Here is a 25519-nt window from a genome sequence, read left to right on the forward strand (position 1 = left end):
AACCTATTGAAAAAAAGCATTTTTCAGACGGGAATAAAAACGCCCGGCGCGGCCGGGCGTCTCAAGCGGGTCAAGCAGTCGATCAGATGCGTTTGGCTTGCGCTACAGCGTTGCCGATGTAGTTGGCCGGCGTCAGTTGCTTGAGCTCGGCTTTCGCCGCGGCCGGCATGTCCAGGCCATCGATGAAAGTCTGCAGCGCTTCAGGGCTGATGCCCTTGCCGCGAGTCAGTTCTTTCAGCTTCTCGTACGGGTTTTCGATGTTGTAGCGACGCATCACGGTCTGGATCGGCTCGGCCAGGACTTCCCAGCAAGCGTCCAGATCGGCAGCGATCTTGTCAGCGTTCAGCTCGAGCTTGCTGATGCCTTTGAGGCTCGCTTCGTACGCGATCACGCTGTGGGCGAAGCCGACACCGAGGTTACGCAGAACGGTGGAGTCGGTCAGGTCGCGCTGCCAGCGGGAAATCGGCAGTTTGCTCGCCAGGTGCTGGAACAGTGCGTTGGCGATGCCCAGGTTGCCTTCGGAGTTTTCGAAGTCGATCGGGTTGACCTTGTGCGGCATGGTCGACGAACCGATTTCGCCGGCGATGGTGCGCTGCTTGAAGTAACCCAGGGAGATGTAGCCCCAGATGTCACGGTCGAAGTCGATTAGAATGGTGTTGAAGCGCGCAATGGCGTCGAACAGCTCGGCGATGTAGTCGTGCGGCTCGATCTGCGTGGTGTACGGGTTGAAGCCCAGACCCAGTTCGTCTTCGATGAAGGCGCGGGCGTTGGCTTCCCAGTCGATCTGCGGGTAGGCCGACAGGTGAGCGTTGTAGTTGCCGACAGCGCCGTTGATCTTGCCCAGCAGCGGAACGGCAGCGACCTGAGCGATCTGACGCTCGAGACGGTAAACCACGTTCGCCAGCTCTTTACCCAGGGTGGTCGGCGAAGCCGGCTGACCGTGGGTACGCGACAGCATCGGCACGTCGGCGAAGCGGATGGCCAGTTCGCGGATGGCGTTGGCAGTCTGGCGCATCAGCGGCAGCATCACGTCGTCACGGCCTTCGCGCAGCATCAGGGCGTGGGACAGGTTGTTGATGTCCTCGCTGGTGCAGGCGAAGTGGATGAATTCGCTGACCTTGGCCAGCTCAGGCAGCTTGGCCGCTTGCTCTTTGAGCAGGTATTCGATCGCTTTTACGTCGTGGTTGGTGGTGCGCTCGATCTCTTTCACGCGCTCGGCGTGCTCCAGCGAGAAGTTCTCGGCCAGTTCGTTCAGAACGGCGTTGGCTTCGGCGGAGAAGGCTGGCACTTCCGGGATGCCGGCGTGAGCGGCCAGGCGCTGGAGCCAGCGCACTTCAACCAGAACGCGGGCACGGATCAGACCGTACTCGCTGAAAATTGGGCGCAGGGCCTGGGTTTTGCCGGCGTAGCGGCCGTCAACAGGGGAAACCGCAGTGAGCGAAGAGAGCTGCATGGGGTGTTCTCGGACAGTCGGGCAACGAAATGGGGCGCGTATCATACATGAAAAAATCCGCCGGTCCGTCGCCAACTGACCGGCGTATTACGCGTTACAGACTACAAAGCTTTTATTGCGCGACGATTTACTCGCTGCGCATCAACGGATACAGCTCTTTGAGCAATTTGCGCCGGCTCACGACCAGCTGCCAGCGGTGACCGCCGAGCTGGCGCCACAGGCGTGCCGAGCGAATGCCGGCGAGCAGCAGGGCGCGGATCTTCGAGGCGTTGCTCGGCTGCTGCAGATTACGCATGTCGCCATGCACCTGAATGCGTTGGCGCAGCGTGCTCAGGGTGTCCTGATACAGCGCACCGCAGGCCGCGATCACGTTTTCGTGGGCCGGGCCGAAATGCTCGACCTGCGACTGGATCTGCGGCAAGCGCTTGCCGATCACGTCGAGCATGTCGTTGCGCTTGGCCAGTTGCCGCTCAAGGCCGAGCATCGACAGCGCATAACGCAGCGGCTCGCGCTGCAAGGTGCTCGGGTCGCGCTCGAGGGCGCCGATCAGCGCGCGGTAACCCTCGCGCAGGTTGATATCGTCGCCGCCGTAAACATCCAGGGTATCTTTCGGGTCGCGAACCAGCAGGCTGCCGAGCATGCAGCTCAGGCCGGCCTCGTTGGTCTGACCGGTCTTGGCGATCCGGTCGACCAGCACGGCGGCGAGAAACACGCCGCCCAGAGCGGTCAGTTGCTCCTGAGTCGGGCTCATGCCTGGCCGCTCCACGGCTCGGCGACTTCGATCACGCCGCCACCGAGGCAGATTTCACCGTCATAGAACACCACCGACTGGCCCGGCGTGACTGCGCGTTGCGGCTCGTCGAACACGGCGCGATAACCTGTCTCGGTTTTCTCAAGCGTGCAGGCCTGATCGCTCTGGCGATAACGAACCTTGGCAGTCAGGCGCAACGGCTGGCTCAAATCGATCGGGTTGACCCAATAGATTTCCGAAGCGAGCAGGGCGCTGGAGAACAGCCATGGATGGTTGTTGCCCTGGCCGACGATCAGCTCGTTGGTGTCCAGATCCTTGCGCAGCACGTACCACGGCTCGTCGCCGGCGTCTTTCAGGCCGCCGATACCCAGACCCTGGCGCTGGCCGATGGTGTGGTACATCAAACCGTGGTGACGGCCGATGACTTCGCCTTCGGTGGTCTTGATCTCGCCCGGTTGGGCCGGCAGGTATTGCTTGAGGAAATCGCTGAAACGGCGCTCGCCGATGAAGCAGATCCCGGTGGAATCCTTCTTCTTGGCGGTCGCCAGTTCGTATTTCTCGGCAATCGCACGGACTTCCGGCTTTTCCAGTTCGCCGACCGGGAACAGGGTCTTGGCGATCTGTTCGCCGCCGACGGCGTGCAGGAAGTAGCTCTGATCCTTGTTCGGGTCCAGGCCCTTGAGCAGCTCGGTGCGGCCATCGATATCGCGGCGGCGCACGTAGTGGCCGGTGGCGATCAGGTCAGCACCGAGCATCATGGCGTAGTCGAGGAACGCCTTGAACTTGATCTCGCGGTTGCACAGGATGTCCGGGTTCGGCGTGCGGCCGGCCTTGTATTCGGCCAGGAAGTGCTCGAACACGTTGTCCCAGTACTCGGCGGCGAAGTTGGCCGTGTGCAGCTTGATACCGATCTTGTCGCACACAGCCTGAGCATCCGCCAGGTCGTCCATGGCGGTGCAGTATTCCGTTCCGTCGTCTTCTTCCCAGTTCTTCATGAACAGGCCTTCCACTTCATAGCCCTGCTCGATCAGCAGGAGAGCGGAAACGGAAGAGTCCACGCCGCCGGACATGCCGACAATGACGCGCTTCTTGGATGTGTCAGAAGGGGCTGGATCACGCATAGGGATTCAATGAGTGTCTTGAAAAAGGACGCGATTCTATCAGGCTCACGGCCTCAAGGCTAAAGGGAAGGGCGGATCAGTTCGAGGCCGAAGCGATTGCCGGCCAGATAATCATCGATGCAACGGATGATCAGCTCGCTGCGCCAGTTATCGCGTTGGGCCAATAATTCGTCGCGGGTCAGCCACTTGGCGCCGACGATGCCGTCGTCGAGCTGATAATCCGGGTGATGTTTCACGGCCTTGGCGCTGAAGCACACGCGCTGGTAAGTCACGCCATTGCTCGGGGCGGTGTACAGATAAATGCCGACCACAGCAGTGGGCTCGACGTCCCAGCCGGTTTCTTCGAGGGTTTCGCGCACGGCGGCTTCGATCAGGGTTTCGTCCGGATCCAGATGGCCGGCGGGCTGATTGAGCACGTTACGCCCGGCTTTGTGTTCCTCGACCATCAGGAAACGACCGTTGTCCTCGACGATGGTGGCGACGGTGATGTGGGGGAGCCATTGCATTGATTGAATCTCCTGGGCGAAAGGCAGAAACACAAACCCCGGCACGGGGCCGGGGTTTGTTTACAGCGCTACAACCTTATACCAGCGCAGCGATGGCCGCGTTGAGGGTTGCGCTTGGGCGCATGGCCTTGCTGATCAGCTCGGCATTGGCGTGGTAGTAACCGCCGATGTCCACTGGCTTGCCTTGAACGGCGTTGAGCTCGGCAACGATGGTCGCTTCGTTCTCGGTCAGGGTCTTGGCCAGAGTCGCGAACTGCGCTTGCAGTGCAGTGTCTTCGGTCTGAGCGGCCAGGGCTTGTGCCCAGTACATTGCCAGGTAGAAGTGGCTGCCGCGGTTGTCGATGTTGCCGACTTTGCGCGATGGCGACTTGTTGTTGTCGAGGAACTGGCCAGTGGCCTGGTCCAGGGTCTTCGACAGTACCAGCGCTTTCGGGTTGTTGTAGTTCACACCCAGGTGCTCGAGAGAAGCGGCCAGGGCCAGGAATTCACCCAGCGAATCCCAGCGCAGGAAGTTCTCTTCGACCAGTTGCTGCACGTGCTTCGGAGCCGAACCGCCGGCGCCGGTTTCGAACAGGCCACCGCCGTTCATCAGCGGCACGATCGACAGCATCTTGGCGCTGGTGCCCAGTTCCATGATCGGGAACAGGTCGGTCAGGTAGTCGCGCAGTACGTTGCCGGTCACCGAAATGGTGTCCTTGCCTTCGCGGGTGCGCTGCAGGGTGTATTTCATGGCATCGACCGGCGCCATGATCTGGATGTCCAGACCGGCGGTGTCGTGATCCTTCAGGTAAGCCTGAACCTTTTCGATCACTACGCCGTCGTGGGCGCGCATCGGGTCCAGCCAGAAGATGGCCGGGGTGCTGCTTGCGCGAGCGCGGTTGACGGCCAGTTTGACCCAGTCCTGGATTGGCGCGTCTTTGGTTTGGCACATGCGGAAGATGTCGCCGGCTTCAACAGCCTGTTCCATCAGCAGGGTGCCTTTGCTGTCGGTCACGCGAACCACGCCGTCGGCCTTGATTTGGAAGGTCTTGTCGTGGGAGCCGTATTCTTCAGCCTTTTTAGCCATCAGGCCAACGTTTGGCACGCTGCCCATGGTGGTCGGATCGAAAGCGCCATTGGCTTTGCAATCTTCGATCACGGCCTGGTAGATGGTGGCGTAGCAGCGATCCGGGATCACGGCCTTGGTGTCGTGCAGTTGGCCGTCGGTGCCCCACATCTTGCCGGAGTCACGGATCATGGCCGGCATCGAGGCGTCGACGATAACGTCGCTCGGCACGTGCAGGTTGGTGATGCCTTTGTCGGAGTTGACCATCGCCAGCGACGGACGAACGGCGTAGACCGCTTGCACGTCAGCTTCGATCTGGGCTTGCTGCTCGGCCGGCAGGGATTTGATGCGGGCGTACAGGTCGCCGATGCCGTTGTTCAGGTTGAAGCCGATCTCGGCCAGCACGTCGGCGTGCTTGGTCAGGGCGTCTTTATAGAACTCGGCAACGATCTGGCCGAACATGATCGGGTCGGAGACCTTCATCATGGTGGCTTTCAGGTGAACCGACAGCAGCACGCCTTGTTGCTTGGCGCTGTCGATTTCAGCGGCGATGAACGCACGCAGGGCCTTTTTGCTCATCACGGAGCAGTCGAGGATCTCGCCCGCCTGAACGGTGGTTTTTTCTTTCAGGACGGTGGCGGTGCCGTCTTTGGCGATCAGCTCGATCTTCACGGCGTCAGCGGCGTCGATCAGGGCAGCTTTTTCGCTGCCGTAGAAATCGCCGGTGCTCATGTGAGCGACGTGGGACTTGGAGTCCTTGGCCCAGGCGCCCATTTTGTGCGGGTGCTTGCGAGCGTAGTTCTTGACCGACAGCGGAGCGCGACGGTCGGAGTTGCCTTCACGCAGAACCGGGTTCACGGCGCTGCCCTTGACCTTGTCGTAACGCGCCTTGGCATCTTTGTCGGCGTCGCTGGTCACGGTTTCCGGGTAGTCCGGCAGGTTGTAGCCCTGGGCTTGCAGTTCTTTGATCGCGGCTTGCAGTTGCGGAACCGAGGCGCTGATGTTCGGCAGCTTGATGATGTTGGCTTCAGGCGTAACGGCCAGGTCGCCCAGTTCGGCGAGGTGGTCGGCTACGGCTTTGTCGCCCAGTTGCTCGGGGAAGCTGGCCAGAATACGTGCTGCAAGAGAGATATCGCGGGTTTCCACGGCGATATCGGCCGAGGCGGTGTAAGCCTCGATGATCGGCAGCAGGGAATAGGTGGCGAGGGCTGGAGCTTCGTCGGTGAAGGTATAGATGATCTTCGAGCGGGTGGGCATATTCGGATTAACTCTCTCTTCTTTGCTAAAGCGTGCGCAGAAACTCGAGGGGCGCCGGGTAAGCGCGTTCGTTCAAAGTCATCCATGAACCGAATGTCGAGAATCTTCGCGGTGATGTTGGGTGCATCAGTAGAGCGTCAAGCAGTCGGACTGCGGTAACAACCCGACCAATCAGGCGGAAAGTCTCGTGCTAGAGAGGCCAGCCGTCGTGACCCTTTGGTCAGCGGGCGGCATTATACATAGGTAGCTGGCAATCTGCCGATGGTTCATATGCAACGATTCTCGTCCATTGGTCTAAAGGTCGCAGGGCGGGGTGGGGCGTAGAGTCGCCGTGAATGCTTGAGATTGGCGCTTTTCCCTTTGCTTTCAGGCTTGTACGAAACGAGATGTGGTCGCGCCCGGAACAGAGGGTTTGCGTGTTGATTCAACTGGGTTACGCTCGAACCAAGCCAGATGTTCAATCCAAACAATGGAGTTCAGCATGGGTTACAAGAAGATTCAGGTTCCAGCCGTCGGCGACAAAATCACCGTCAACGCAGACCATTCTCTCAATGTCCCTGATAACCCGATCATTCCCTTCATCGAAGGTGACGGCATTGGCGTCGACGTCAGCCCTGTGATGATCAAAGTGGTTGATGCTGCCGTAGAAAAAGCCTACGGGGGCAAGCGCAAGATTTCCTGGATGGAGGTTTATGCTGGCGAAAAAGCAACTCAGGTTTATGACCAGGACACCTGGCTGCCCCAGGAAACCCTGGACGCGGTCAAGGATTACGTGGTCTCCATCAAAGGCCCGCTGACCACCCCGGTCGGAGGCGGCATCCGTTCCCTCAACGTGGCCCTGCGTCAACAGCTCGATCTCTATGTCTGCCTGCGCCCTGTGGTGTGGTTCGAAGGCGTGCCGAGCCCGGTGAAAAAGCCTGGCGACGTCGACATGGTGATCTTCCGGGAGAACTCCGAAGATATTTATGCCGGTATCGAATGGAAGGCCGGCTCCCCTGAGGCCACCAAGGTCATCAAATTCCTGAAAGAAGAAATGGGCGTCACCAAGATCCGTTTCGACCAGGATTGCGGCATCGGCATCAAGCCTGTTTCCAAAGAAGGCACCAAGCGTCTGGTGCGCAAGGCCCTGCAATACGTGGTGGACAACGATCGCAAGTCGCTGACCATCGTGCACAAGGGCAACATCATGAAATTCACCGAAGGTGCCTTCAAGGACTGGGGCTACGAGGTGGCGAAGGAAGAATTCGGCGCCGAGCTGCTCGATGGCGGCCCATGGATGAAATTCAAGAACCCGAAAACCGGCCGCGAAGTCGTCGTCAAGGACGCCATTGCCGACGCCATGCTCCAGCAGATCCTGTTGCGTCCGGCCGAGTACGATGTGATCGCCACCCTCAACCTCAACGGTGACTACCTGTCCGACGCCCTGGCGGCGGAAGTGGGCGGTATCGGTATCGCGCCAGGTGCCAACCTGTCCGACACCGTGGCCATGTTCGAGGCGACCCACGGTACCGCGCCGAAATATGCCGGCAAAGACCAGGTCAACCCGGGTTCGGTGATCCTGTCGGCGGAGATGATGCTGCGCCACCTGGGCTGGACCGAGGCGGCCGACCTGATCATCAAGGGCACCAATGGCGCCATCAAGGCCAAGACAGTGACCTACGACTTCGAACGTCTGATGGAAGGCGCCACGCTGGTGTCTTCTTCGGGCTTCGGTGAAGCGCTGATCAAGCACATGTAAGAAAGCCAGCTGCAACGAAACCGCCCGGCTCGAGTGATCGAGCCGGGCGGTTTGTTTCTGGCAGGCGATTTATTGGCGTCAGCTGGTGACCTTGCGATTCTGAGCTGCGGCTGCGGCTGCGGCTGCGGTCGAGACTGGATCTTTCGTGATCTCGACATTCTGAATTTTTGTGGCATGCAGGCCTTTGGGCCCTTGCACGATCTCGAATTTGACGATTTGCCCGGCTTTGAGGGTTTTGTATCCGTCCATTTCAATGGCGGAATAGTGGGCAAAGAAATCGATATCCTTGCCGTCCTCGTCCTTACCCTCGCGGGAGTCGGTGTTTATGAAACCGAACCCCTTGGCATTGTTGAACCATTTCACCTTGCCGACAGCCATGCTCAAATCCCTCTGCAACAGTCTCCATCGCTGGAGTATCATCCAATTCATCCGCAGTCGAATCCGTTAAAAAGATTGACTCCGCGGATCTTTTTTCCCCACTGTGGGTTCTATTGGTTGTAACACCGTTTTCCCGATAGTCAAGGTGACCGGGCAGTCGGAGTTGAAAACGTGTCAAGCCGCCCCCACCACTGTATTTGCACAACTGACGAACCTTTCTTTCCATGCATGCAATCAGCCAGATTCGACTAACATTCAATCAGGATCGCCCGCTTCTCCAAAAGGATCTTCCACAGGAGCACGACGACGATTCGGCAGGCGTTGCTGTTCAGGAAGCAAAGCCTGCGTTACAGGCGCCGCCGATGTACAAGGTGGTTTTGTTTAATGATGACTACACACCGATGGATTTCGTCGTCGAAGTGCTCGAGGTGTTTTTTAACCTGAATCGCGAGCTGGCGACCAAGGTCATGCTGGCCGTCCATACAGAAGGGCGGGCAGTATGTGGAGTGTTTACCCGCGACATCGCCGAGACAAAGGCCATGCAGGTCAACCAGTACGCCAGGGAAAGCCAGCATCCGCTACTCTGTGAAATCGAGAAGGACGGTTAATCGCCGACCACTTGGGTATGAGGTGAAGCTATGTTAAACCGCGAGCTCGAAGTCACCCTCAATCTTGCCTTCAAGGAGGCACGTTCGAAACGTCATGAATTCATGACCGTCGAACACCTGCTGCTGGCCCTATTGGACAATGAGGCTGCCGCCACCGTATTGCGTGCCTGCGGCGCAAACCTCGACAAACTCAAGCACGACCTGCAGGAGTTCATCGACTCCACCACGCCACTGATCCCCGTCCATGACGAGGATCGCGAAACCCAGCCAACCCTGGGCTTCCAGCGTGTGCTGCAACGTGCTGTCTTTCATGTGCAGAGCTCGGGCAAACGCGAAGTGACCGGCGCCAACGTGCTGGTTGCAATCTTCAGTGAGCAAGAGAGTCAGGCGGTGTTCCTGCTGAAACAGCAGAGCGTTGCACGCATTGATGTCGTCAACTATATCGCCCACGGCATTTCCAAAGTGCCGGGGCATGGCGATCACTCTGAAGGTGAACAAGATATGCAGGACGACGAGGGCGGTGAGTCTTCTTCTTCAGGCAATCCGCTGGACGCTTATGCCAGCAACCTCAACGAACTCGCACGCCAGGGCCGGATCGATCCGCTGGTCGGGCGTGAAACGGAAGTCGAGCGTGTCGCGCAGATTCTCGCGCGCCGTCGCAAGAACAACCCGCTGCTTGTGGGCGAGGCTGGCGTGGGTAAAACCGCGATTGCCGAAGGCCTGGCCAAGCGCATTGTCGACAACCAGGTGCCGGACCTGCTGGCCAACAGCGTCGTTTACTCCCTCGATCTGGGCGCTCTGCTCGCGGGCACCAAGTATCGCGGTGATTTCGAGAAGCGCTTCAAGGCGTTGCTCAATGAACTGAAAAAACGTCCGCAGGCGATCCTGTTCATCGACGAGATCCACACCATCATTGGTGCGGGTGCTGCGTCCGGTGGTGTCATGGATGCCTCGAACCTGCTCAAACCGCTGCTGTCGTCTGGCGACATTCGCTGCATCGGCTCGACCACGTTCCAGGAATTCCGTGGCATCTTCGAAAAAGACCGTGCCCTGGCGCGTCGCTTCCAGAAGGTCGATGTCGTCGAGCCGTCGGTGGAAGACACCATCGGTATCCTGCGTGGTCTGAAAGGTCGCTTCGAACAGCACCACAACATCGAATACAGTGATGAGTCGCTGCGCGCTGCTGCGGAACTGGCTTCGCGCTACATCAATGACCGGCACATGCCGGACAAGGCCATCGACGTGATCGACGAGGCGGGCGCCTATCAGCGTCTGCAACCGGTCGAGAAACGTGTGAAACGCATCGAAGTGCCTGAGGTCGAGGATATCGTCGCGAAAATCGCGCGGATTCCACCGAAGCACGTCACCAGCTCCGACAAGGAACTGCTGCGTAACCTCGAGCGTGACCTGAAGCTGACGGTGTTCGGTCAGGACGCGGCGATCGATTCGCTGTCGACTGCGATCAAACTGTCCCGTGCCGGTCTCAAGTCGCCTGACAAACCTGTCGGTTCGTTCCTGTTCGCAGGGCCTACCGGTGTCGGTAAAACCGAAGCCGCGCGTCAATTGGCCAAGGCGCTGGGGATCGAACTGGTGCGCTTCGACATGTCCGAGTACATGGAGCGCCACACCGTATCGCGTCTGATCGGTGCGCCTCCGGGTTATGTCGGTTTCGACCAGGGCGGTCTGTTGACCGAAGCGATCACCAAGCAACCGCATTGCGTATTGCTGCTCGATGAAATCGAGAAGGCGCATCCGGAAGTCTTCAACCTGCTGCTGCAGGTGATGGACCACGGCACGCTGACCGACAACAACGGGCGCAAGGCGGACTTCCGCAACGTGATCGTGATTATGACTACCAACGCCGGTGCTGAAACGGCGGCACGTGCTTCGATCGGTTTCACCCATCAGGACCACTCGTCCGATGCGATGGAAGTGATCAAGAAGAGCTTCACGCCGGAATTCCGCAACCGTCTGGATACCATCATTCAGTTTGGTCGCCTCAGTCATGAGGTCATCAAAAGCGTGGTGGACAAGTTCCTTACCGAACTTCAGGCGCAGCTGGAAGACAAGCGGGTGCTTCTGGAAGTTACCGACGCGGCGCGCAGCTGGCTGGCGGCCGGTGGTTACGATTCGGCCATGGGCGCTCGTCCGATGGCGCGTCTGATCCAGGACAAGATCAAGCGTCCGCTGGCGGAGGAGATTCTGTTTGGCGAGCTGGCCGAGCATGGCGGTGTGGTTCACATCGACATCAAGGATGGTGAGTTGACGTTTGACTTCGAGACCACTGCGGAAATGGCTTGATGGTTGTTGGTCTGTTGTAAAGCGAAAGGCGCCTTTTGGGCGCCTTTTTGCTGTCTGCGGTTTTTGGTTTGGGGGCATATCCGTTGTTGCGGTAACGGCTTCTTGGGGTTCCGCCCTTACGGCGGGTCACTTTTGGCAAACGCCCCAAAAGTAACCAAAAGGTCTCTAACCCTGACGTACGGCCCTCGCTGTGGCTCGGGTTCCTTCGCTCCGGGATTGATCCGGGGGCATCGCCTACGGTTTGCTTCGCTGCACCTCCTCTCGATGTGTTTGGCTTCGCCAAACGGTCGCTGCGCTCCCACCCCCGGATCAATCCCTCCACTCAGCCTGCCGACGGGCCCTGCGATCAAAAGCGGTACTTGAGCTAACGCTCATCGTTTTGAGTGGGGGGGAGCAGGGCGTGTTCGGCTTTGGTTTTGTGGTGGGTTTACCCCTCACCCCAGCCCTCTCCCCGAGGAGAGGGGGCCGATTTTTGTGCTTTTCAAAGCCTGAGTTCAACGCGGTATCTCACGTCGGCGAACCTCTCCCAAACAACTCGGTCGGTTCCCTCTCCCTCCGGGAGAGGGCTAGGGTGAGGGAGGGCTTTTGATCTGGCTTTTGATCTGGCTCTGGCTCTGGCTCTTGATCTGCTTTTGATCTCAAGTCCCTTCGGCAGGCCGAGCGGAGGTGTCCATCAGGGGGTAGGCGCGCAGCGCCGTGCGGCGAAGCCGCATACATCGAGAGGAGGTGCAGCGAAGCAAACCGTAGGCGATGCCCCCTGATGGACACCGTAGCGAGGGAACACTGAGCCTAAGCGAAGTGCCGTACGCCGGGGCGTAGACTTTTTGGTTACTTTTGAGGCGTTTGTCAAAAGTGACTCGCTGTAAGAGCGAAACCGCCAGCGGCAGCTCCCGAAGCATCGGATATACACTCAAAACTCAAGCGCAAACCCAAAACCCAGACAAACAAAAACGCCCGGCATTAAGCCGGGCGTCTTGTATTGACTTGATTAGCGAGCGCGGTAAGTAATACGCCCTTTGCTCAAGTCATAGGGCGTCAGCTCGACGCGCACTTTGTCACCGGTAAGAATACGAATGTAGTTCTTGCGCATCTTGCCGGAAATATGCGCGGTTACGACGTGCCCATTTTCCAACTCCACACGAAACATGGTGTTGGGCAGGGTGTCGACGACAGTGCCTTCCATTTCGAAGCTGTCTTCTTTCGACATGCAGTAAAGCCCTCGGTATCCAATGAATGGCCCGGTGCAACTGCGCCAGGCAAAAGCGGCGTGCATTGTGCCCGAAAAATGGGGTTTACGCCAAGGGTTTAGGGTTTGCGTTTAGTTCAGGATGACCCAGCGCTGATTGATCAGCAGTTCGATAGGCCGATATTGGGTCTTGTAGTTCATCTTTTTGCAGTTTTTGATCCAGTAACCCAGGTACACCGCCTCAAGCCCCAGCCGCTGGGCTTCGGCGATTTGCCAGAGGATAGCGTAGCGCCCGAGGCTGCGGCGTTCTTCCTGTGGTTCGTAAAAGGTGTAGACCGCCGACAGGCCGTTGGGCAGCAGATCGGTGACGGCGACCGCCAGTAACCGTCCGTCGAGCCGGAACTCGTAGAACCGAGAGAAGGGCAGGTCGCGTACCAGAAAGGTCGAGAATTGATCGCGGCTCGGCGGGTACATGTCGCCGTCGGCATGGCGCTGTTCGATGTAGCGCTGATAGAGGTCGAAGTACTCTTCGCTGAACGCCGGCTTCACCGGGCGCACCTGCAAATCGATGTTGCGCTTGAAGATGCGTTTCTGCTGCCGGTTGGGGTTGAACTGCGCCACCGGAATGCGCGCAGGCACGCAGGCATTGCAGTTCTGGCAATGCGGGCGGTACAGGTGATCGCCGCTGCGACGAAAGCCCATTTCTGACAGGTCTGCGTAGACATGCACATCCATGGGCTGGCTCGGATCGAGAAACAGGGTCGTGGCCTGTTCCTCGGGCAGATAACTGCAAGAGTGAGGCTGAGTGGCATAAAACTTCAACCGCGCCAACTCGGTCATGATCAACCCTCAAGGGTAAGCTGGTGAATTAAGTGTAAGCCACGCGCGCAAAAGTCGCTCAGCAAACCCAGGTCGCGTGATGGGGTTGATCGAGGTGTCGGGCCAGATATTCAGCGAATGCAGAGCGGGAAATCGCCCGGGCGCCAAGGCTGTGCAGATGATCGGTAGGCATCTGGCAGTCAATCAATACGAAACCCGCTTCTTTCAGATGTTGCACCAGCGTGGCAAAGCCGTACTTGGAGGCATTGTCCGCGCGGCTGAACATCGATTCGCCGAAGAACAGTTGCCCCATCGCCAGGCCGTACAGGCCGCCGACCAGTTCGCCTTCATCCCAGACCTCCACCGAATGGGCAAAGCCGCGTCGATGCAGTTCGATATAAGCGTCCTGCATCGCTTCGGTGATCCAGGTGCCATCGGCGTATTCCCGGGGAGCGGCGCAGGCGTGGATCACGGCGTCGAAATCCTGATCGAAGGTCACTTGATAACGCTGTTTGCGCATCAATTTGCCGAGGCTGCGCGAGACGTGCAGTTCGTCGGGAAAAAGCACGGTGCGCGGATCCGGCGACCACCAGAGAATCGGCTGACCTTCGGAAAACCATGGAAAGCAGCCATGGCGATAGGCCTGGATCAAGCGATCGGCGGACAGGTCGCCACCGGCCGCCAGCAATCCGTTGGGATCGCGCATGGCCTTTTCCAGTGGCGGGAAGGTCAGTGAATTGCGTTGTAACCAAGTCAGCATGGCGTCCAGGCTTGCAGAAGGGGAGGGCGGTGGGCGCTGGGCCCGCGCTAAAGTGTGCCGGGAAATGACGCGAATGTCCTCCATTGCGGTGCTGCGTTTTTGCCGCTGCAACTTGAGCATCCGGATGCGGTCGTAATCGGGCGTCGCACCGCTGCGGGCAAGGTTGCCGATGCCAATGTGTGGCACTCAGGGGAGATGAGGCGCGAATGCTTCGCTACGTTCATCAAATACACCTCATAAGCCTTTGTCACAAAAGGTAATGCATGCTCAAATTGAACGCCGGGAGCTTTGCGTTTGGCTATGCTTGAGCCTGGGGCCTGGAAGCATGGCATCGAACGCGCAAACCCGTACAATGCCGGGCTGTTACACAATATTCGCCGCGTGCCGTGTTTATAAAAGGCGGGGCGCAGTGTTAAAAGTAGTCTCCGTTGCGCCCGTCAATTTTTTTACCTGCCTGGATTGGGCAGTTTTTTATCGTCATTCAATAGATGGACGCGCCTCTGGCGCAGGAAAAGAAGCGTTTTGAAGAAATCCACGGAAGCACCAAAAACAGTCGTTCCGCTCTGGCGTCAACAGTTGCACTACCGGCTCAAGGAAGGTGCATTGATCGCCATCGGCGCCTTGTGCCTGTTCCTGATGATGGCGTTGCTGACCTACGGCAAGGACGATCCGGGCTGGAGCCACAACAGCAAGATCGACGACGTGCAGAACTTCGGCGGCCCGGCCGGTTCCTACAGCGCCGACATCCTGTTCATGGTGCTGGGTTACTTCGCCTACATCTTCCCGTTGCTGCTGGCGATCAAGGCGTATCAGATCTTCCGTCAGCGTCACGAACCGTGGCAGTGGAGCGGCTGGCTGTTTTCCTGGCGCCTGATCGGCCTGGTGTTCCTGGTGTTGTCCGGCGCTGCGCTGGCGCACATCCATTTTCATGCAGCCACTGGTTTGCCTGCTGGCGCCGGTGGTGCGCTGGGCGAAAGCCTTGGTGATCTGGCCCGTAATGCCTTGAACATTCAGGGCAGCACGTTGCTGTTCATCGCACTGTTTCTGTTCGGCCTGACGGTGTTCACCGACCTGTCGTGGTTCAAGGTGATGGACATCACCGGCAAGATCACCCTCGACCTGTTCGAACTGTTCCAGGGCGCGGTCAACCGCTGGTGGTCGGCGCGTACCGAGCGCAAGCAACTGGTCGCGCAACTGCGTGAAGTCGATGATCGCGTGCACGACGTGGTTGCACCGACGGTGACCGACAAGCGCGAGCAGGCCAAGGTCAAGGAGCGTCTGATCGAGCGCGAGCAGGCTCTGAGCAAGCACATGTCCGAGCGCGAGAAACAGGTGCCGCCGGTCATCGCGCCGGCCCCGGTCAAGGCGCCGGAGCCAAGCAAGCGCGTACAGAAAGAGAAGCAGGTGCCGTTGTTCGTCGACAGCGCCGTGGAAGGCACCTTGCCGCCGATCTCGATTCTCGATCCTGCGGAAAAGAAACAACTCAATTATTCGCCTGAATCCCTGGCGGCGGTCGGCCACTTGCTGGAGATCAAGCTCAAGGAATTCGGCGTTGAAGTCACCGTTGATTCGATCCATCCCGGCCCGGTCATTACCCGTTACGAAATCCAGCCTGCTGCGGGCGTGAAGGTCAGCCGTATCGCCAACCTGGCGAAAGACCTTGCACGTTCGCTGGCCGTGACCAGTGTTCGTGTCGTCGAGGTGATTCCGGGCAAGACCACGGTCGGTATCGAAATTCCCAACGAAGACCGGCAGATCGTGCGCTTCTCTGAAGTGCTGTCGACGCCTGAGTACGACAACTTCAAATCGCCGGTCACCCTGGCCCTGGGCCACGACATCGGCGGCAAGCCGGTCATCACTGACCTGGCGAAAATGCCTCACCTGCTGGTGGCCGGTACCACCGGTTCCGGTAAGTCGGTGGGCGTGAACGCGATGATCCTGTCGATCCTGTTCAAGTCCGGTCCGGACGACGCCAAACTGATCATGATCGACCCGAAAATGCTCGAGCTGTCGATCTACGAAGGCATTCCGCACCTGCTGTGCCCGGTCGTGACCGACATGAAGGACGCCGCCAACGCCCTGCGCTGGAGCGTGGCCGAGATGGAGCGTCGCTACAAGCTGATGGCGAAGATGGGCGTGCGAAACCTGTCCGGCTTCAACGCCAAGGTCAAGGAAGCCCAGGACGCCGGCGAGCCGCTGAGCGATCCGCTGTACAAGCGCGAAAGCATCCACGACGAAGCGCCGCTGCTGCAGAAGCTGCCGACCATCGTCGTGGTCGTGGACGAATTCGCCGACATGATGATGATCGTCGGCAAGAAGGTGGAAGAACTGATCGCCCGTATCGCCCAGAAGGCGCGTGCGGCCGGTATCCACCTGATTCTTGCGACGCAACGACCATCGGTGGACGTGATCACCGGTCTGATCAAGGCCAACATCCCGACGCGGATGGCGTTCCAGGTATCGAGCAAGATCGACTCCCGGACCATCATCGACCAGGGCGGCGCCGAGCAACTGCTCGGCCACGGTGACATGCTCTACATGCCGCCGGGCACCAGCCTGCCGATCCGGGTTCACGGCGCCTTCGTATCCGACGATGAAGTTCACCGGGTGGTTGAAGCCTGGAAACTGCGCGGCGCGCCGGAATACAACGACGACATCCTCAACGGTGTCGAAGAGGCGGGCAGTGGTTTCGAAGGCAGCAGCGGCGGTGGCGACGGTGACGATCCCGAAGCCGACGCGCTGTACGACGAAGCCGTGCAGTTCGTACTGGAAAGCCGTCGCGCCTCCATCTCCGCTGTACAGCGCAAGCTGAAGATCGGCTACAACCGTGCCGCGCGCATGATCGAAGCCATGGAAATGGCCGGGGTCGTGACGTCGATGAACACCAACGGTTCCCGCGAAGTCCTGGCCCCTGGCCCGGTACGCGACTGATTCGATACCCTGATCCAAATGCAATGGACGGTGCATGAAGCGCCGTCCACTTCCCACGAGTATTCAAGAGGACTCCCATGCGTCTTATCCGCATGTTGCTGCCGGTACTGGCTCTGACCACCCTCACGGCTCACGCCGATGACAAGGATGTGGCTCGCCTGACCCAATTGCTCGAAACATCCAAGACCCTGACCGCCAATTTCTCCCAACTGACCCTCGACGGCAGTGGCACCCAGTTGCAGGAAACCACCGGCGACATGACCCTGCAGCGTCCGGGCCTGTTCTACTGGCACACCAATGCGCCAGCCGAGCAGACCATGGTGTCCGACGGCAAGAAGGTCACCCTGTGGGACCCTGATCTGGAACAGGCCACTATCAAAAAACTCGATGAACGTCTGACCCAGACTCCAGCCCTGTTGCTGTCCGGCGACGTATCGAAGATCAGCCAGAGCTTCGACATCAGCGCCAAAGAGGCCGGCGGCGTGATCGACTTCACCCTGAAGCCGAAAACCAAGGACACCCTGTTCGACAGCCTGCGTCTGTCGTTCCGCAACGGTCTGGTCAATGACATGCAACTGATCGACAGCGTCGGCCAGCGCACCAACATCCTGTTTACCGGTGTGAAGGCCAACGAAGCGGTCCCGGCATCGAAGTTCAAGTTCGACATCCCGAAGGGTGCCGACGTGATCCAGGAATAAACACAGAGGTTTCAACGGTACGTGATGGATCTGTTTCGCAGTGCACCGATTGCCCAGCCACTGGCCGCCCGTTTACGGGCGACCAATCTGGACGAGTACGTCGGTCAGGAACACGTGCTCGCTCGCGGCAAACCATTGCGCGAAGCGCTGGAGCAGGGTGCCCTGCATTCGATGATCTTCTGGGGCCCGCCGGGCGTGGGCAAGACCACGCTGGCGCGGTTGCTGGCGGAAGTCTCGGATGCGCATTTCGAAACGGTCTCGGCGGTGCTGGCCGGGGTCAAGGAGATCCGTCAGGCGGTGGAAATTGCCAAGCAGCAGGCCGGCCAGTACGGCAAGCGCACGATCCTGTTTGTCGATGAAGTGCACCGCTTCAACAAGTCTCAACAGGACGCCTTCCTGCCATACGTTGAAGACGGCACGCTGATCTTCATTGGCGCCACCACCGAAAACCCTTCGTTCGAACTGAACAATGCATTGCTGTCGCGGGCGCGGGTCTACGTGCTCAAGAGCCTCGACGAAGCAGCGTTGCGCAAACTGGTGCATCGCGCGCTCACCGAAGAACGGGGTCTGGGCAAGCGTCACCTGACCCTCAGCGATGAAGGCTTCCAGATGCTGCTGTCCGCCGCCGATGGCGATGGCCGGCGCCTGTTGAACCTGCTGGAAAACGCCTCGGACCTGGCCGAAGACCACAGCGAGATGGGCACCGAGCTGCTGCAAAGCCTGCTCGGCGACACTCGCCGGCGTTTCGACAAGGGTGGCGAAGCGTTCTACGACCAGATTTCTGCGTTGCACAAATCGGTGCGCGGTTCCAATCCGGACGGCGCGCTGTACTGGTTTGCGCGAATGATCGACGGCGGCTGCGATCCGCTGTACCTGGCCCGACGCGTGGTGCGCATGGCCAGCGAAGATATCGGCAACGCCGATCCTCGCGCGCTGAGCCTGTGCCTGGCCGCGTGGGAAGTGCAGGAACGTCTCGGCAGCCCGGAAGGTGAGTTGGCAGTGGCACAGGCCATCACCTATCTGGCCTGTGCGCCGAAAAGCAACGCGGTGTACATGGGCTTCAAGACCGCGCTGCGCGCCGCCGCCGAACACGGCTCGCTGGAAGTGCCGCTGCACCTGCGCAATGCGCCGACCAAATTGATGAAGCAATTGGGTTATGGCGACGAATATCGCTATGCCCACGACGAACCGGACGCCTACGCGGCCGGCGAAGACTATTTCCCGGAAGAACTCGACCCGATTCCGTTCTACCAACCGGTGCCCCGTGGCCTGGAGTTGAAGATCGGCGAAAAGCTCAACCACCTCGCCCAACTTGATCGTTTAAGCCCCCGGCAGCGGAGAAAATAGTGGTTCCATTGATCGTTGCAGTCTCCGTCGGCGGGATTGCCGGCACCTTGTTGCGCTTCGCCACCGGCAATTGGGTCAACGCCAATTGGCCGCGGCACTTCTATACCGCGACGCTGGCCGTTAATATCGTGGGCTGTCTGCTGATTGGCGTGCTGTACGGCCTGTTTTTGATACGCCCGGAAGTACCGATCGAGGTACGTGCCGGGTTGATGGTCGGCTTCCTCGGGGGGCTGACGACTTTTTCATCCTTTTCACTGGATACGGTGCGCCTGCTGGAAAGCGGGCAAGTGCCGCTGGCCCTGGGCTATGCGGCCATCAGCGTATTCGGCGGGCTGCTCGCGACCTGGGCCGGCCTGTCCCTGACCAAACTTTGATAACGAGAAACCGACATGCTCGATTCCAAACTGTTACGTAGCAACCTCCAGGACGTAGCGGACCGCCTGGCTTCCCGTGGCTTTGCCCTGGATGTCGCGCGCATCGAAGCGCTGGAAGAACAGCGCAAGACCGTCCAGACCCGCACCGAAGCACTGCAGGCTGAGCGTAACGCGCGTTCCAAATCCATCGGTCAGGCCAAGCAGCGCGGCGAAGACATCGCGCCGCTGATGGCGGACGTCGAGCGCATGGCGGGCGAACTGAGTGCCGGTAAAGTCGAGCTGGACGCGATCCAGACCGAACTGGATTCGATCCTGCTGGGCATTCCGAACCTGCCGCACGAATCGGTGCCGGTCGGCGAAGACGAAGACGGCAACGTCGAAGTCCGTCGCTGGGGCACCCCGACTGCTTTCGACTTCCCGGTTCAGGATCACGTGGCCCTGGGCGAGAAGTTCGGCTGGCTCGACTTCGAAACCGCCGCCAAGCTGTCCGGCGCACGTTTCGCCCTGCTGCGCGGCCCGATTGCCCGTCTGCACCGCGCACTGGCGCAGTTCATGATCAACCTGCACGTCACCGAGCACGGCTACGAAGAGGCTTACACGCCTTATCTGGTTCAGGCCCCGGCGCTGCAAGGCACCGGTCAACTGCCGAAGTTCGAAGAAGACCTGTTCAAGATCGCTCGCGAAGGCGAAGCCGATCTGTACCTGATCCCGACCGCCGAAGTGTCGCTGACCAACATCGTGGCCGGTGAAATCGTCGATTCGAAACAGCTGCCGATCAAGTTCGTCGCTCACACTCCGTGCTTCCGTAGCGAAGCCGGCGCGTCGGGTCGTGACACTCGCGGCATGATCCGTCAGCACCAGTTCGACAAGGTCGAGATGGTCCAGATCGTCGAGCCGTCGAAGTCGATGGAAGCGCTGGAAGGCCTGACCGCCAACGCCGAGAAAGTCCTGCAACTGCTGGAGCTGCCTTACCGCACCCTGGCGCTGTGCACTGGCGACATGGGCTTCAGCGCGGTCAAGACTTACGACCTGGAAGTGTGGATTCCGAGCCAGGACAAGTACCGTGAAATCTCGTCGTGCTCCAACTGCGGCGACTTCCAGGCCCGCCGCATGCAGGCGCGTTTCCGCAACCCGGAAACCGGCAAGCCTGAGCTGGTGCACACCTTGAACGGTTCCGGTCTGGCGGTCGGACGTACCCTGGTTGCCGTGCTGGAAAACTACCAGCAGGCCGACGGTTCGATCCGTGTGCCGGACGTGCTGAAGCCGTACATGGGTGGCCTTGAGGTCATCGGCTAAATGAAATATCTGCCGCTGTTTCACAACCTGCGCGGCAGTCGTGTGTTGGTCGTCGGTGGGGGGGAGATTGCCTTGCGCAAGTCCCGCCTGCTGGCCGATGCCGGTGCGCTGCTGCGGGTGGTCGCACCTGAAATCGAATCGCAACTGCGCGAACTGGTTGCCGCCAGCGGTGGCGAATGCCTGCTGCGTGGCTATGCCGAAACGGATCTGGACGGTTGCGGGCTGATCATTGCCGCCACCGACGACGAAGCGTTGAATGCGCAAGTTTCCGCCGATGCCCATCGGCGCTGCGTGCCGGTCAATGTGGTGGATGCGCCGGCGCTGTGCAGCGTGATTTTCCCGGCAATCGTCGATCGTTCACCGCTGATCATCGCGGTCTCCAGCGGCGGCGATGCGCCGGTGCTGGCCCGGCTGATCCGCGCCAAGATCGAAACCTGGATTCCTTCGACATATGGCCATCTGGCCGGTCTGGCTGCGCGGTTTCGCGATCAGGTCAAAGGCCTGTTTCCCGATGTGCAGCAACGTCGCGGTTTTTGGGAAGACGTGTTCCAGGGGCCGATCGCCGACCGCCAGCTGGCTGGGCAGGGCGCCGAGGCCGAGCGTCTGTTGCAGGCGAAAATCGACGGCGAAGCGAGTGTTACCACGGGTGAGGTGTATCTGGTGGGCGCAGGGCCGGGCGATCCGGATCTGCTGACCTTCCGCGCCTTGCGTCTGATGCAGCAAGCCGACGTGGTGCTGTACGACCGCTTGGTGGCTCCGGCGATTCTTGAGCTGTGCCGTCGCGATGCCGAACGTGTCTACGTCGGCAAGCGTCGCGCCGATCATGCCGTGCCGCAGGATCAGATCAACCAGCAACTGGTGGATCTGGCCAAGGCTGGCAAGCGCGTGGTGCGGTTGAAGGGCGGGGATCCGTTCATCTTCGGCCGTGGCGGCGAAGAGATCGAGGAACTGGCGGCCCATGGCATCCCGTTCCAGGTGGTGCCAGGCATCACGGCGGCCAGCGGTTGCGCGGCGTATGCGGGGATTCCGCTGACTCATCGCGATTACGCGCAGTCGGTGCGTTTCGTCACCGGGCACCTGAAGGACGGTTCCACCGATCTGCCGTGGGCCGACCTCGTCGCGCCGGCTCAGACGCTGGTGTTCTACATGGGCCTGGTGGGGCTGCCGATCATCTGCGAGCAGTTGATCAAGCATGGTCGCGCAGCCGAAACGCCGGCCGCGCTGATCCAGCAGGGCACCACGGTCAATCAGCGGGTCTTCACCGGCACGCTGGCCGACCTGCCGCGTCTGGTAGCGGAGCATGAAGTGCATGCGCCGACGCTGGTGATCGTCGGCGAAGTGGTGCAACTGCGCGAGAAACTGGCGTGGTTTGAAGGCGCTCAGGGTCAAATCTGACGACTCTGAGGGGATCGTTCCCACGCGGTGGGAACGATCCAGCTTTCAACCTCTGCGCCAAACCCCTTTCCCGCCCAACCGGTTCCGGTCATGGGCAACAGTGAAATCCTGCTTCGGCCCCTTCGGCACCACCCCGGTCGGGTTGATGGTCTTGTGGCTGCCGTAGTAGTGATTCTTGATGTGCTGGAAGTCCACGGTCTCGGCAACACCCGGCCACTGGTACATCTCACGCAGCCAGTTCGACAGGTTCGGATAATCGCTGATCCGCCGCAGATTGCATTTGAAGTGTCCGTGGTACACCGCATCGAAACGAATCAGCGTGGTGAACAAGCGCACGTCCGCCTCGGTCAGGTATTCGCCCGTCAAATAACGGTTGGCGCCCAGCACCTGCTCCAGATGATCCAGTTCGGCAAATACATCATCGAACGCTTCTTCATAGGCCTTCTGCGAGGTGGCGAACCCGGCGCGGTACACACCGTTGTTCACGGCAGGGTAGATCCGCTCGTTCAGCGCATCGATCTCGCTGCGTAATGGCGCCGGATAGAAGTCCAGATCGTTGCCGGTCAGGTCATCGAAGGCACTGTTGAACATGCGGATGATCTCCGCTGATTCGTTGCTGACGATGCGCTTGAGCTTCTTGTCCCACAGCACCGGCACGGTGACGCGGCCGGTGTAGTCGGCGGTGTCAGCGGTGTAGCGCTGGTGCATGAAATCGAAGTGGTCGAGTTTGTCGCCGGTCGAACCGAGGTTCTGATCGAAGGTCCAGCCGTTTTCCAGCATCAGCCAGCTGACGACGGAAACGTCGATCAGACTTTCCAGGCCCTTGAGCTTGCGCAGAATCAGCGTGCGATGGGCCCACGGACAGGCCAGGGAAACGTAAAGGTGATAACGCCCGGCTTCGGCGGAAAAACCGCCTTCACCGCTCGGGCCCGGCTCGCCGTTGCGAGTGACCCAGTTGCGGCGCTGCGCCTGTTCGCGCTGGAACGCGCCGTCCTTGCTGCTTTCGTACCACTTGTCCTGCCAGCGGCCGTCGACGAGTAAACCCATGATCAAGACTCCAGAAACCAATAATCGTTGGAGCCGAGTCTATTCCGATGAGTTCGAACAAAAAGCGCAAAGATCGGGCGTTAATGATCGGTTAAATCGATTTGTCCCGCGCAGCCCAGTATTGCTCGGCGGTTTCGAAAGCCTGCTCACGGCTCTTACCGAGGCCACGGAGCGCCAACGCCATGGTCGAAATCAGCGCCATTTGCGGGTAACTGTCGACCACATCGCCGCGCCAGACGGCTTTCAGATGTTCGATATCCAGCGACGCCGGTTTGACGTGACGTTGCGCCGACAGCTGCGGCCATTCCTCGTCCCAGCTCTCGCCGCCAGTGGTGCCGTACAGGTGGCTGTCGGCATCCGGGTTGATCTCGATTTCGCCGCCGTCACCCTTGATCACGATCGCCGTGTCGCCGAGCAGGCCGCTGGCATCGCGGTGCACCGCTTGATAGCCGGGGTGGAAAATACTCTGCAGGCCGCAACGCGCGCCCAGCGGATTGAGGATCCGCGCCAGCGAATGAATAGGCGAGCGCAGGCCGAGGGTGTTGCGCAGGTCGATCATTCGTTGCAGCTGCGGCGCCCAGTCCACCAGCGGCATGAACGCCAGGCCACCGTTATCCAGCGCCGCGCCGACCTGTTGCCAGTTGCGGCACAGCGGAATGTTCAGTTCGCCGAGCAATTGTTCGGAGTACAAGCGCCCGGCGGTGTGTGCGCCACCACCGTGCATGAAGATGCGCACGCCGTACTGCGCCAGGCACTTGGCCGCCAGCAGATACCACGGCAGGTGACGTTTCTTGCCGGCATAGGTCGGCCAGTCCAGATCGACCTTCAGCTCTGGCGCCTGCAAGCGTTCGCGCAGGGCTTCGGTGAAGCCGGCCATTTCCTCGGCGCTTTCTTCCTTGTGCCGCAGCAGCATCAGAAAGGCACCGAGCTGGGTTTCTTCGACCGCTTCGTCGAGCACCATGCCCATGGCTTCCCGGGCTTCCTCGCGGGTCAGGTCACGGGCGCCGCGCTTGCCCTTGCCGAGGATGCGCACGAATTGGGCGAACGGGTGCTCGGCGGGCGTTTCGAGGGTCAGCGCTGGATAGTCGGTCATAGGCAATTCGTCGGTTTGGGCAGGCCCGCCAATTTCGCGGCGAGTTTGGCAGGGGTGCCTTTGAACAGTCGGTTCAGGTGCAGGCTGTTGCCTTTCTCCGCGCCGAGCTTGAGCGCGGTGTACTTGATCAGCGGCCGGGTGGCCGGGGACAACTGGAATTCGGCGTAGAAGCTGCGCAGGAGTTCAAGGACTTCCCAGTGTTCGGCGCTCAGCTCGATATCTTCGGCAGCGGCGAGGGCGCTGGCGACTTCGGCCGACCAGTCGTTGAGGTCGACCAGGAAGCCGTCCTTGTCCAGTTCGATGGCGCGGGCGCCGACGGTCAACGCATTCATAGCCAGCTGTTGACCTTGTCGTGGTGGATCGACAGCTCGACGAAGGCCGGGTAATCGATGGCTTCGGCCCAGTCCGGAACCTGTAAGGCACGGGCTTGCGCGTCTTCGGCCAGCACAAACAGTTTCACCTGACGGGTTTCCAGCGCAATGAACGGCGCGGTGCCGGGTTGCAGCGCATAAGCGGCATCGCCAGACAGCAACAGCGCATCGGCAGAACCAAGCAGGCGCAGGCAACTGGTCAGGCGTTCGTCGCCGAACGGGGAATGGGACAACACATGCAAAGTCGACATCAGAGGGTGATCACCTGGTCGTAACGGTCAATGAGGGCGGTGATTTGCTCGGCGGCCAAAGGTTGCGCCTCGTCCAGCGAACGAGCGCCGAGGCCGCGAACACTGGCGCTGTCGGCGCAGTAGAACAGCTCTTCGACGCCGAACATCGGCAGCGCTTGCAGGTTGGCGCTCAGGTCTTTCTGTTGCAGGGCCTTGGCGTTTTGCCCGGCGGCCAGTTGCAGCACGCCGTCGTCGAGAAACAGCAGGCCGATCGGTAGATCGAACGCGCCGCCGGCCAGCACGATGTCCAGCGCTTCGCGGGCACCGGGGCCGGACCACGGCGATTGGCGGCTGATAATCAGAAGGGACTTGGCCATGTCATGCGCCTCCGAAACAGATCAGGCGGTCGGCATCCTGCACCGCGTCATGCAACTGGCCGAGGCCGGACAATTCCCACGGCGCGCTGACGGCCACGGCATCACGCCGATAACGACCGGCTTCCTCGGTGTTCAACACGCCACGGCGCAGGGCGGCGGCGATGCACACCACGCCGTCGAGGTTTTGTTCGGTGATGAAGGTTCGCCACTGCTTGGGCAGGTCCAGTTCGTCCTGCGGCGTGACCACGGCGTCGGACGCGTTGTGGACCCCGTCCTGATAGAAAAACAGCCGGACAATCTCATGCCCGCCGGCCAGCGCGGCCTGGGCGAACAGCAGGGCGCGGCGCGAGGAGGGCGCATGGGCGGCGGAAAACAGCGCAATGGCGAACTTCATGACGGACTCGATCAGCAAAACTGCGGCCATGATAAAGCTTTCT

At 60.1% G+C, this 25519-nt stretch carries 24 protein-coding genes; 9 read left to right on the top strand and 15 right to left on the bottom strand.

The window, feature by feature from the left end; translation table 11 throughout:
- Positions 1-82: 82 nt before the first annotated feature.
- The 5 genes from purB to AC1RT4_RS01585 all read right to left on the bottom strand — a co-directional run bounded on the left by purB (position 83) and on the right by AC1RT4_RS01585 (position 6133).
- Positions 83-1453: an adenylosuccinate lyase gene (purB, locus tag AC1RT4_RS01565; RefSeq protein WP_039767413.1), complete on the bottom strand. Its 1371-nt coding sequence runs from the start codon at positions 1451-1453 to the stop codon at positions 83-85.
- A 127-nt stretch (positions 1454-1580) separates the two neighbouring features.
- Positions 1581-2204 (bottom strand): high frequency lysogenization protein HflD, encoded by a 624-nt coding sequence (gene hflD / locus AC1RT4_RS01570; RefSeq protein ID WP_039767411.1) that lies wholly within the window; start codon positions 2202-2204, stop codon positions 1581-1583.
- A complete protein-coding gene (mnmA, locus tag AC1RT4_RS01575) occupies positions 2201-3325 on the bottom strand; it encodes a tRNA 2-thiouridine(34) synthase MnmA (protein WP_074688946.1) in 1125 nt (374 codons plus the stop codon). Before mnmA ends, hflD begins: the two co-directional genes overlap by 4 nt.
- A 59-nt stretch (positions 3326-3384) precedes the next feature.
- Complete coding sequence (locus AC1RT4_RS01580; RefSeq protein ID WP_007951445.1) at positions 3385-3831, bottom strand: NUDIX hydrolase; 447 nt, start codon at positions 3829-3831, stop codon at positions 3385-3387.
- Positions 3832-3907: 76 nt separating this feature from the next.
- The gene (locus AC1RT4_RS01585) at positions 3908-6133 is read right to left on the bottom strand and encodes an NADP-dependent isocitrate dehydrogenase (protein ID WP_493083089.1); all 2226 of its coding nucleotides are present in this window, start codon (positions 6131-6133) and stop codon (positions 3908-3910) included.
- 481 nt (positions 6134-6614) lie between these two features.
- Here AC1RT4_RS01585 and icd point away from each other — a divergent pair, with 481 nt between their 5' ends.
- Positions 6615-7871: an NADP-dependent isocitrate dehydrogenase gene (gene icd, locus AC1RT4_RS01590; RefSeq protein ID WP_007951441.1), complete on the top strand. Its 1257-nt coding sequence runs from the start codon at positions 6615-6617 to the stop codon at positions 7869-7871.
- A 78-nt stretch (positions 7872-7949) separates the two neighbouring features.
- On the opposite strand, the gene AC1RT4_RS01595 is transcribed toward icd, so the two are convergent.
- Positions 7950-8249: a cold shock domain-containing protein gene (locus tag AC1RT4_RS01595; RefSeq protein ID WP_493083092.1), complete on the bottom strand. Its 300-nt coding sequence runs from the start codon at positions 8247-8249 to the stop codon at positions 7950-7952.
- 224 nt (positions 8250-8473) lie between these two features.
- Here AC1RT4_RS01595 and clpS point away from each other — a divergent pair, with 224 nt between their 5' ends.
- Together clpS and clpA are read left to right on the top strand one after the other, a co-directional pair.
- Positions 8474-8857: an ATP-dependent Clp protease adapter ClpS gene (clpS, locus tag AC1RT4_RS01600; protein ID WP_011334948.1), complete on the top strand. Its 384-nt coding sequence runs from the start codon at positions 8474-8476 to the stop codon at positions 8855-8857.
- Positions 8858-8887: 30 nt separating this feature from the next.
- Entirely contained in the window at positions 8888-11158 is a 2271-nt protein-coding gene (clpA, locus tag AC1RT4_RS01605; protein ID WP_007951436.1) for an ATP-dependent Clp protease ATP-binding subunit ClpA, read from the top strand.
- A 988-nt stretch (positions 11159-12146) separates the two neighbouring features.
- Here clpA and infA read toward each other — a convergent pair.
- From infA to aat, 3 genes are all read right to left on the bottom strand, one after another.
- On the bottom strand, positions 12147-12365 hold the full coding sequence (gene infA / locus AC1RT4_RS01610) for a translation initiation factor IF-1 (RefSeq protein WP_002553999.1): 219 nt from the start codon (positions 12363-12365) through the stop codon (positions 12147-12149).
- Between the two features lie 111 nt (positions 12366-12476).
- On the bottom strand, positions 12477-13184 hold the full coding sequence (locus AC1RT4_RS01615; protein WP_007958178.1) for an arginyltransferase: 708 nt from the start codon (positions 13182-13184) through the stop codon (positions 12477-12479).
- Positions 13185-13242: 58 nt separating this feature from the next.
- Positions 13243-13923 carry a leucyl/phenylalanyl-tRNA--protein transferase gene (gene aat, locus AC1RT4_RS01620; protein WP_085602530.1) on the bottom strand — a complete coding sequence of 227 codons (681 nt, stop codon included), beginning with the start codon at positions 13921-13923 and terminating at the stop codon, positions 13243-13245.
- Between the two features lie 522 nt (positions 13924-14445).
- Here aat and AC1RT4_RS01625 point away from each other — a divergent pair.
- From AC1RT4_RS01625 to cysG, 6 genes are all read left to right on the top strand, one after another.
- Positions 14446-16854, top strand: a complete 2409-nt coding sequence (locus tag AC1RT4_RS01625; protein WP_045121862.1) for a DNA translocase FtsK — start codon at positions 14446-14448, stop codon at positions 16852-16854.
- 77 nt (positions 16855-16931) lie between these two features.
- Positions 16932-17552 (top strand): outer membrane lipoprotein periplasmic chaperone LolA, encoded by a 621-nt coding sequence (gene lolA, locus AC1RT4_RS01630; RefSeq protein ID WP_007958184.1) that lies wholly within the window; start codon positions 16932-16934, stop codon positions 17550-17552.
- Positions 17553-17576: 24 nt separating this feature from the next.
- Positions 17577-18899 carry a replication-associated recombination protein A gene (locus AC1RT4_RS01635; protein ID WP_064597723.1) on the top strand — a complete coding sequence of 441 codons (1323 nt, stop codon included), beginning with the start codon at positions 17577-17579 and terminating at the stop codon, positions 18897-18899.
- Positions 18899-19273: a fluoride efflux transporter CrcB gene (crcB, locus tag AC1RT4_RS01640; protein WP_007958188.1), complete on the top strand. Its 375-nt coding sequence runs from the start codon at positions 18899-18901 to the stop codon at positions 19271-19273. Before AC1RT4_RS01635 ends, crcB begins: the two co-directional genes overlap by 1 nt.
- 15 nt (positions 19274-19288) lie before the next feature.
- Positions 19289-20569: a serine--tRNA ligase gene (gene serS / locus AC1RT4_RS01645; RefSeq protein WP_007958190.1), complete on the top strand. Its 1281-nt coding sequence runs from the start codon at positions 19289-19291 to the stop codon at positions 20567-20569.
- On the top strand, positions 20570-21964 hold the full coding sequence (gene cysG / locus AC1RT4_RS01650; protein WP_493083097.1) for a siroheme synthase CysG: 1395 nt from the start codon (positions 20570-20572) through the stop codon (positions 21962-21964).
- Between the two features lie 45 nt (positions 21965-22009).
- Here the strand turns inward: cysG and AC1RT4_RS01655 are convergent, their stop codons facing one another.
- The 6 genes from AC1RT4_RS01655 to tusD form a co-directional block, all read right to left on the bottom strand.
- Positions 22010-23011 carry a glutathione S-transferase family protein gene (locus AC1RT4_RS01655; RefSeq protein WP_493083100.1) on the bottom strand — a complete coding sequence of 334 codons (1002 nt, stop codon included), beginning with the start codon at positions 23009-23011 and terminating at the stop codon, positions 22010-22012.
- 91 nt (positions 23012-23102) lie between these two features.
- The gene (locus tag AC1RT4_RS01660; RefSeq protein WP_493083101.1) at positions 23103-24104 is read right to left on the bottom strand and encodes a glycosyl transferase family protein; all 1002 of its coding nucleotides are present in this window, start codon (positions 24102-24104) and stop codon (positions 23103-23105) included.
- Entirely contained in the window at positions 24101-24436 is a 336-nt protein-coding gene (locus AC1RT4_RS01665) for a TusE/DsrC/DsvC family sulfur relay protein (protein ID WP_085732133.1), read from the bottom strand. The genes AC1RT4_RS01660 and AC1RT4_RS01665 overlap by 4 nt, the downstream gene beginning before the upstream one ends.
- Entirely contained in the window at positions 24433-24726 is a 294-nt protein-coding gene (gene tusB, locus AC1RT4_RS01670) for a sulfurtransferase complex subunit TusB (protein ID WP_493083102.1), read from the bottom strand. The genes AC1RT4_RS01665 and tusB overlap by 4 nt, the downstream gene beginning before the upstream one ends.
- Entirely contained in the window at positions 24726-25082 is a 357-nt protein-coding gene (tusC, locus tag AC1RT4_RS01675) for a sulfurtransferase complex subunit TusC (protein ID WP_493083104.1), read from the bottom strand. The genes tusB and tusC overlap by 1 nt, the downstream gene beginning before the upstream one ends.
- A gap of 1 nt (position 25083) precedes the next feature.
- Positions 25084-25476: a sulfurtransferase complex subunit TusD gene (gene tusD, locus AC1RT4_RS01680; protein ID WP_493084417.1), complete on the bottom strand. Its 393-nt coding sequence runs from the start codon at positions 25474-25476 to the stop codon at positions 25084-25086.
- Positions 25477-25519: the final 43 nt, after the last annotated feature.

The sequence above is a fragment of the Pseudomonas sp. GW821-FHT11D10 genome (assembly GCF_058808435.1).

Excerpts from the sequence above, each read along its gene's own strand:
- purB (WP_039767413.1), bottom strand. The coding sequence starts at position 1,453 with ATGCAGCTCTCTTCGCTCACTGCGGTTTCCCCTGTTGACGGCCGCTAC.
- hflD (WP_039767411.1), bottom strand. The coding sequence starts at position 2,204 with ATGAGCCCGACTCAGGAGCAACTGACCGCTCTGGGCGGCGTGTTTCTC.
- mnmA (WP_074688946.1), bottom strand. The coding sequence starts at position 3,325 with ATGCGTGATCCAGCCCCTTCTGACACATCCAAGAAGCGCGTCATTGTC.
- AC1RT4_RS01580 (WP_007951445.1), bottom strand. The coding sequence starts at position 3,831 with ATGCAATGGCTCCCCCACATCACCGTCGCCACCATCGTCGAGGACAAC.
- AC1RT4_RS01585 (WP_493083089.1), bottom strand. The coding sequence starts at position 6,133 with ATGCCCACCCGCTCGAAGATCATCTATACCTTCACCGACGAAGCTCCA.
- icd (WP_007951441.1), top strand. The coding sequence starts at position 6,615 with ATGGGTTACAAGAAGATTCAGGTTCCAGCCGTCGGCGACAAAATCACC.
- AC1RT4_RS01595 (WP_493083092.1), bottom strand. The coding sequence starts at position 8,249 with ATGGCTGTCGGCAAGGTGAAATGGTTCAACAATGCCAAGGGGTTCGGT.
- clpS (WP_011334948.1), top strand. The coding sequence starts at position 8,474 with ATGCATGCAATCAGCCAGATTCGACTAACATTCAATCAGGATCGCCCG.
- clpA (WP_007951436.1), top strand. The coding sequence starts at position 8,888 with ATGTTAAACCGCGAGCTCGAAGTCACCCTCAATCTTGCCTTCAAGGAG.
- infA (WP_002553999.1), bottom strand. The coding sequence starts at position 12,365 with ATGTCGAAAGAAGACAGCTTCGAAATGGAAGGCACTGTCGTCGACACC.
- AC1RT4_RS01615 (WP_007958178.1), bottom strand. The coding sequence starts at position 13,184 with ATGACCGAGTTGGCGCGGTTGAAGTTTTATGCCACTCAGCCTCACTCT.
- aat (WP_085602530.1), bottom strand. The coding sequence starts at position 13,923 with ATGCTGACTTGGTTACAACGCAATTCACTGACCTTCCCGCCACTGGAA.
- lolA (WP_007958184.1), top strand. The coding sequence starts at position 16,932 with ATGCGTCTTATCCGCATGTTGCTGCCGGTACTGGCTCTGACCACCCTC.
- AC1RT4_RS01635 (WP_064597723.1), top strand. The coding sequence starts at position 17,577 with ATGGATCTGTTTCGCAGTGCACCGATTGCCCAGCCACTGGCCGCCCGT.
- serS (WP_007958190.1), top strand. The coding sequence starts at position 19,289 with ATGCTCGATTCCAAACTGTTACGTAGCAACCTCCAGGACGTAGCGGAC.
- cysG (WP_493083097.1), top strand. The coding sequence starts at position 20,570 with ATGAAATATCTGCCGCTGTTTCACAACCTGCGCGGCAGTCGTGTGTTG.
- AC1RT4_RS01655 (WP_493083100.1), bottom strand. The coding sequence starts at position 23,011 with ATGGGTTTACTCGTCGACGGCCGCTGGCAGGACAAGTGGTACGAAAGC.
- AC1RT4_RS01660 (WP_493083101.1), bottom strand. The coding sequence starts at position 24,104 with ATGACCGACTATCCAGCGCTGACCCTCGAAACGCCCGCCGAGCACCCG.
- AC1RT4_RS01665 (WP_085732133.1), bottom strand. The coding sequence starts at position 24,436 with ATGAATGCGTTGACCGTCGGCGCCCGCGCCATCGAACTGGACAAGGAC.
- tusB (WP_493083102.1), bottom strand. The coding sequence starts at position 24,726 with ATGTCGACTTTGCATGTGTTGTCCCATTCCCCGTTCGGCGACGAACGC.
- tusC (WP_493083104.1), bottom strand. The coding sequence starts at position 25,082 with ATGGCCAAGTCCCTTCTGATTATCAGCCGCCAATCGCCGTGGTCCGGC.
- tusD (WP_493084417.1), bottom strand. The coding sequence starts at position 25,476 with ATGAAGTTCGCCATTGCGCTGTTTTCCGCCGCCCATGCGCCCTCCTCG.